Origin of the sequence: Streptomyces sp. NPDC001868 (genome assembly GCF_040297125.1) — a bacterium.
Classification (GTDB): Bacteria; Actinomycetota; Actinomycetes; order Streptomycetales; family Streptomycetaceae; genus Streptomyces.
Genome location: NZ_JBEOYO010000071.1, coordinates 37,314 through 43,386, shown reverse-complemented (window position 1 = coordinate 43,386; position 6,073 = coordinate 37,314). Strand labels below are relative to the sequence as shown.

Sequence of the window (6,073 nt, the reverse complement as noted above, 5' to 3'; positions counted from 1 at the left end):
GTCCTGCCGGGCCGCCGCCCGGGCACCGGCCCGGGCGGCGTCCACGACCTGGATCTGCGCGCAGGCGGCGAACAGGGCCCAGACGAGCGCCGTCGCGAAGAGCAGCATCACGGGCAGGACCATGGCCGCCTCGGCGGTCACGAACCCGCCGTCGCCGCCCAGTGCCCCGCGACGCCGGCGCGGCCCAGGTGGCTCACGCCCCGCCATTGAGTGCCCGCCCGACGATCTGTTGCAGCTCCGCCTGGACCTGCCCGCTGGTCACCACCTTGTAGAGCACCGCGGCGAAGGCCACCGCCGCGATGATCCCGACCGCGTACTCGGAGGTCACCATCCCCGCGTCCCTCCGTGCCGCCCGCACCCGGCACGTCACGGCGCACAGCACCCGGACCCGCACCGCTTCCCGCACCGTCTTCACTGCCCGTACTGCCTTCACTGCCTTGCGCATCTCAACCCCCGCGAGGTTCTGTTCCGTCGACACCGATCGCCGGTCACCAGTCATCACCTGCTCACCGGTCATCACCGCTCACCGCTCGTTCACGTCCGCCCCGTCATCCCCCACCCCCTCCCAGCAAGCCGTCCGCCAGCCCGATCACCACCGGCAGTACGCCCACCGCGATGAAGGCGGGCAGGAAGCACAGCCCCACCGGTGCGGTGACCATCACGGCGGCCCGGCGGGCCCGTTCCGTCGCCGAGCGGCCCCACTCGGCGCGGGCCTCGGCGGCGAGGCGGGCGACAGGGGAGGCGGCCGGAACACCGGACTCGTCGGCGCGTTCCAGAAGCCGTGCCAGAGCTGCGGCGCCGGGGAGGACCGCCAACGAGCGCCATGCCTCGGCCGGTTCGCCCCCGAGCCGGGCCTCTGCCGCACCTCTGGCCAGTCGTGCGCCCACGGGGCCGCCCAGGGCCTCGCCCACGGCCTGCGCGGCCACCACGGGGCTCGCCCCGGCCGTGATGCAGGCGGCCAGCAGGTCGGCGGCGAGCGGCAGTTGGCGCGCTGCCGCCGCGGCGTCGTACGCCTCCGCCGGGTCGCCGCCCGCGCGCCGCGCCCTCCGCAGCCACAGCCAGGCCCCGACTCCGGCAGCGAGCCCCAGCAGCACCCCCAGGACGCCGCCGACGAGCACCCACCCCGCGCAGACGGCCCCGGCGACCGGCAGCCACCGCCGGACGGCACCCCGCGGCACCAGGTTCCGCCGGGGCGGCTCGGCCGCGACGGCGAGCACCTCGGCCAGCCGGGTGCGCAGCCGTCGTTCGCGTCGGGCGGCGGCGAGCGCCCGGGCCGACAACCACAGTCCCCCCAGCGCGCAGACGACCATCCCCAGCCTGTGGACGACCTCGCCGCTCACGCCGCCTCAGCTCCCCGTACGATCCGCAGCGCCCACCACAGCCCCGCGCCCTCCAGCACCGCGCCGACGAGCAGACAGCCCAGCCCCGCCGTGCTGTGCAGCACCACGCGCAGCGGGTCGGCACCCAGCGCGGTGCCCAGCAGGAGGCCCAGGACCGGGAGCCCGGCGAGCATCACCGCCGTCGACCGGGCGCCGGCCAACTGGGCGCGCAGGTCGGCCCGCTGGTCCCGCTCGGCGCGCAGGGCGCCCTCCAGCCGGTCGAGCCCGGCGGCGAGGCCCGCGCCCCGGTCGACGGCCACCCGCCAGCACGCGGCGAGCCCCAGCAGCCCGTCGGCGCCCGGCTGCCGGGCCGCGTCCGCCAGGGCACCCGGTACGTCCCCGCCGAACCGCGCCGCCGCCAGCACCACGGCCCGGGCCTCCCCGAGCCCTCCGGAGTCCAGCGCGGCCCGCGTCAACGCCTCCCCGGGCTGTCGCCCGGCCCGCACCTCCCCGGCGAGCGCCGAGCAGAGGGCGACCACGGCATCGCCCCGCCGTTCCCGGGCCCGGCGTTCCTCCGCCGCCCGCCGCACCCGCCTCAGCAGCGGCACCGCCGCCGCCCCCGCTAGCACCGGCAGCACCGAGGCCCCCAGCACCGCGATCACCGACCCGGCCACCGGCGCCCACCACTCGGCCCCCAGCAGCCGTACCCGGCCGACCACCCGTGCCCAGGGTGGCGGCCCCACGGCCCCGCCACCGGCCAGCAGCAACCGCGCCCGCCGCACCCCGGCGCGGCGCCCGTCATCCGACAACCAGGCCGCCGCCCCGGCGCACGCCACCGCCACCACCCCGACCGACATCTCCCCGACCCCCGTCACCGTCGTCCACTTCCTTTTCCTTCCAGAAGGCCGTCATCCCGACCGTGCGGCCCGTCCGGGAACTCGTCGCCCCGGCTCCGCACCCCGTCCCGGAGCAGCCCCCGCAGCCGCTCCCAGCCCCGCTCGTACACGAACGCCTCCTCGCCCCAGCGGAGCGCCGGCACGGTCACCACCAGCCCCGACCCGTCCCGCTCCAGCACATGCACCTCGGCGATCCGCCGTCGCCCGTCGCGGTCCCGTACGAGGTGCAGGACCACCGACAAGGCAGCCGCCAGCTGGCTGTGCAGCGCGGCCCGGTCGAGCCCCGCGGCCGTACCGAGGGCCTCCAGACGGGCCGGCACCTGTCCCGCGGCGTTGGCGTGGAGCGTGCCGCAGCCGCCCTCGTGGCCCGTGTTGAGGGCTGCCAGCAGGCTGACGACCTCGGGTCCCCGCACCTCGCCGACCACCAGCCGGTCCGGGCGCATCCGCAGTGCCTGGCGCACCAGGTCCCGCAGCTCGACAAGCCCCACGCCCTCCTGGTTGGCCGGTCTGCCTTCCAGCCGCACCACATGCGGATGGTCGGGCCGCAGTTCCGCCGAGTCCTCGGCGAGCACGATCCGCTCACCGGGGTCGACCAGGCCGAGCAGCGCGCTCAGGAGCGTGGTCTTGCCGGTCCCGGTGCCGCCGCTGATGACGTACGACAGCCGGGAGCGGATCAGTGCCCGCAGGACGCGGTCGCCGCCGGGTGGGACCGTGCCCGCCGTCGCCAGTTCGGCGAGGGTGAAGGCGCGGGGCCGTACGACCCGCAGGGACAGGCAGGTGGAGCCGACGGCGACCGGGGGGAGCACCGCGTGGAGCCGGGTGCCGTCCGGGAGCCGGGCGTCCACCCAGGGCCGGGCGTCGTCCAGCCGGCGTCCGGCGACGGCCGCAAGGCGCTGCGCGAGCCGTCGTACGGCGGCCGCGTCCGGGAAGGAGACCTCGGTCAGCTCCAGGCCGCCGCCCCGGTCCACCCACACCCGGTCCGGCGCCGAGACCAGCACATCGGTGACCGACGGGTCGGCGAGCAGTGGCTCCAACGGCCCGCTCCCCACCAGCTCCGAGCGCAACCGCTCGGCCGCCCCGAGCACCTCGGCGTCCCCGAGCACCCGTCCTCGCTCCCGCAGCGCCTGCGCCACGCGCGCGGGTGTCGGTTCGGCCCCGCTCTCGACGAGCCACTGCCGTACGCCGTCCAGCAGGCCGTCTTCGCGCATCCCGTTCATCAGCCCTCACCCCGGTCCGGGTCGAAGTCGCCCGGCGGCCCGTCGGGACGCACCCGGTTCACGCCGCCTCACCCCTGACCGCCACGCGCTCCCAGAAGCCTTCGCAGAACCGGGCGAGTGGTCCGCGCGGGACGCCTCCCGGTGGTTTGCCGCTGTCCGGCGGCCCGATGTCGGTGGGTACTTCGCCCGCGAGGGGGAGCCCCAGCAGGCGGGCCACCTCGTGGTCGTCGAGGCCGGGGGCGTACGGCCCGCGGACCGCGACCCGCAGGTCGCGCAGGACCATGCCGAGGGCGGAGGCGACGCGGGAGGCCGCGGCGACGGCGCGCAGCTCGGCGGGGACGACCAGGAGGCCGAGGTCGAGCTGGGCGAGCGCCTCGGCGACGCCTTCGTCGATGCGGCGCGGCAGGTCGACGACGACCGTGCCGCCTCGACGTCGGCCGGCGGCGAGGACCGCGCGGACGGCCTGGGGCGGGACGGCGACGGCGTCGCCGCGGTCCCAGCTGAGGACGCGCAGGGAGTGCAGTTCGGGCAGGGACTCCTCCAGGGCGCCGCCGCCGACCCGGCCGCGTGAGGCGGCGAAGGCCGGCCAGCGCAGTCCGTCGGCGCTCTCGCCGCCGAGGAGCACGTCCAGGCCGCCGCCCAGCGGATCGGCGTCCACCAGGAGGGTGCGCGTGCCCTGTCGCGCGGAGGTGACGGCGAGGGCGCAGGCCAGCGTGGACGCTCCGGCGCCGCCCCGGCCGCCGATCACACCGACGGTGAGCGCGGGCCTGCCGACCCCTTCGGCCACGTCGGCGATGCGGTCGACGAGCCACTGCTCGCCGTCCGGCAGCATCAGGACGTGGTCGGCGCCGATCTCCACGGCCCGCTGCCAGACCCCGGAGTCGTCCTGGTCCTTGCCGACGAGCACCACTCCTCGTCTGCGCGCGGCCCCGCGCAGCCGTCGTGCCGCGTCGTCCCCGACGAGCACGAGCGGCGCCGTCTCCCACCGGCCCCGGCCCTCCGGCACTCCGTGGTGGACCTCCGGCCGGGCGCCCGCCGCCGCGCACAGCCGCAGCAGGTCGTCCAGCAGTTCCACGTCCTCGGTGACGATCAACGGTCCGCCCTGCCGCCCCTCGGCGGCGGACGGCCGGTCGTCGGTGATGGCTCCCGCCACGATCCCCAGCCCCTTCACTCACTGCGTCCACGCGGCGCCTCGCCTTCCGGGCGCCCGTGTTCAAGTCCTGTGGGAGGAACCGGCGATCGGCCGCCACGAGGGGCGGCCGACGGAAACCGGCCCCGCGCATCCGGGAAACGGAACCGGCCAGGAACTCGCCGCCGTCGGGACGCGCTGGAATCACGATGCGGCGAGCCGGGAAATCGTGTGGATCTTGGTCGATAACTGTGGACAACTCAGCGCTTGTGGATATCGCCATCACCCGAACAGGCGACTCCTGTGCGGCCTCCGCAGCGCAGCCCGACAGCTACGGACGGTGACGGATCCTGTGCCGGGGCAGAGGAAAGCCCACGAGGGCACGAAGGCGCCTCGCGGGCTGGGATGAGGAGGGGAAAACGCACCCGGACATGCGACGACCCCCACCGGGGGGGAGAGTGGGGGTCGTCTTCACGGCCGACTCGGGGGGGGAGGAGCCGGGCCGCGTTAGCACGGTCGCGAACGATCCGTGACTTCCATGGTGTACCCGAGAGGCCTCTCAGGCAAACCCACACGCCCCACACTAGCCCGAATGGCGGGCGCATATGCTCGGCGTCGTGGAAAACCACTCCTTGCCCCGCACAGCGGCCTTCTTTGACCTGGACAAGACGGTCATTGCGAAGTCGAGCACGCTCACGTTCAGCAAGTCGTTCTACCAAGGCGGCCTGATCAACCGCAGGGCCGCCCTGCGGACGGCGTACACCCAGTTCGTGTTCCTCGCCGGCGGCGCCGACCACGACCAGATGGAGCGGATGCGGAAGTATCTGTCCGCGCTGTGCCGGGGCTGGAACGTCCAACAGGTGAAGGACATCGTCGCCGAGACCCTTCACGACCTGATCGACCCGATCATCTACGACGAGGCCGCCTCCCTCATCGAGGAGCACCACATCGCCGGGCGGGACGTCGTCATCGTCTCCACCTCCGGTGCCGAGGTGGTCGAGCCGATCGGCGAACTCCTCGGCGCGGACCGGGTGGTGGCGACCCGGATGGTCGTCGGCGACGACGGCTGCTTCACCGGCGAGGTGGAGTACTACGCCTACGGCCCGACCAAGGCCGAGGCGATCCGGGAGCTGGCCGAGTCCGAGGAGTACGACCTCGCGCACTGCTACGCGTACAGCGACTCGGCGACCGATCTGCCGATGCTGGAGGCGGTGGGGCACCCGCACGCGGTGAACCCGGACCGGACCCTGCGCAAGGAGGCCCTCGCGCGCGGGTGGCCCATTCTCGACTTCCACCGCCCCGTGCGCCTCAAGCAGCGCCTCGCTGTCCGGCCGAAACCCGCTCTTCTCGCGGCCGCCGCCATAGGCGCCGCGGCGGCCACCGCGGGGCTCGTCTGGTACGCGAGCCGGCGCCGGGAGGCGACCGCCTGACCCGCGGTCGGCACGACGGCAGCCGATTCACCCTCTTTGAACCTAAAAGTAAAGAAGCGCATCAAGGGGTTCCGCTTGCCTC

7 protein-coding genes are annotated in these 6,073 nt (G+C 75.1%); 1 reads left to right on the top strand and 6 read right to left on the bottom strand.

What is annotated here, in order from left to right; genetic code table 11:
• The 6 genes from ABT147_RS42490 to ssd all read right to left on the bottom strand — a co-directional run.
• A partial coding sequence (locus ABT147_RS42490; RefSeq protein ID WP_351416810.1) for a TadE family type IV pilus minor pilin occupies nt 1-207 on the bottom strand: 207 nt, incomplete at its 3' end.
• Nucleotides 194-445 carry a DUF4244 domain-containing protein gene (locus tag ABT147_RS42485; RefSeq protein WP_502983260.1) on the bottom strand — a complete coding sequence of 84 codons (252 nt, stop codon included), beginning with the start codon at nt 443-445 and terminating at the stop codon, nt 194-196. The genes ABT147_RS42490 and ABT147_RS42485, both read right to left, overlap by 14 nt.
• Nucleotides 446-548: 103 nt before the next feature.
• A complete protein-coding gene (locus ABT147_RS42480) occupies nt 549-1,340 on the bottom strand; it encodes a type II secretion system F family protein (protein WP_351416807.1) in 792 nt (263 codons plus the stop codon).
• Nucleotides 1,337-2,176, bottom strand: a complete 840-nt coding sequence (locus ABT147_RS42475; RefSeq protein ID WP_351416816.1) for a type II secretion system F family protein — start codon at nt 2,174-2,176, stop codon at nt 1,337-1,339. Before ABT147_RS42475 ends, ABT147_RS42480 begins: the two co-directional genes overlap by 4 nt.
• 14 nt (nt 2,177-2,190) lie before the next feature.
• On the bottom strand, nt 2,191-3,432 hold the full coding sequence (locus tag ABT147_RS42470) for a TadA family conjugal transfer-associated ATPase (RefSeq protein WP_351416805.1): 1,242 nt from the start codon (nt 3,430-3,432) through the stop codon (nt 2,191-2,193).
• 58 nt (nt 3,433-3,490) lie between these two features.
• Nucleotides 3,491-4,585, bottom strand: coding sequence for a septum site-determining protein Ssd (gene ssd / locus ABT147_RS42465; RefSeq protein ID WP_351416803.1), 1,095 nt, complete (start codon nt 4,583-4,585; stop codon nt 3,491-3,493).
• A 581-nt stretch (nt 4,586-5,166) separates the two neighbouring features.
• Between ssd and ABT147_RS42460 the strand changes: the two genes are divergently transcribed.
• Nucleotides 5,167-5,991: an HAD family hydrolase gene (locus ABT147_RS42460; RefSeq protein ID WP_351416801.1), complete on the top strand. Its 825-nt coding sequence runs from the start codon at nt 5,167-5,169 to the stop codon at nt 5,989-5,991.
• Nucleotides 5,992-6,073: the final 82 nt, after the last annotated feature.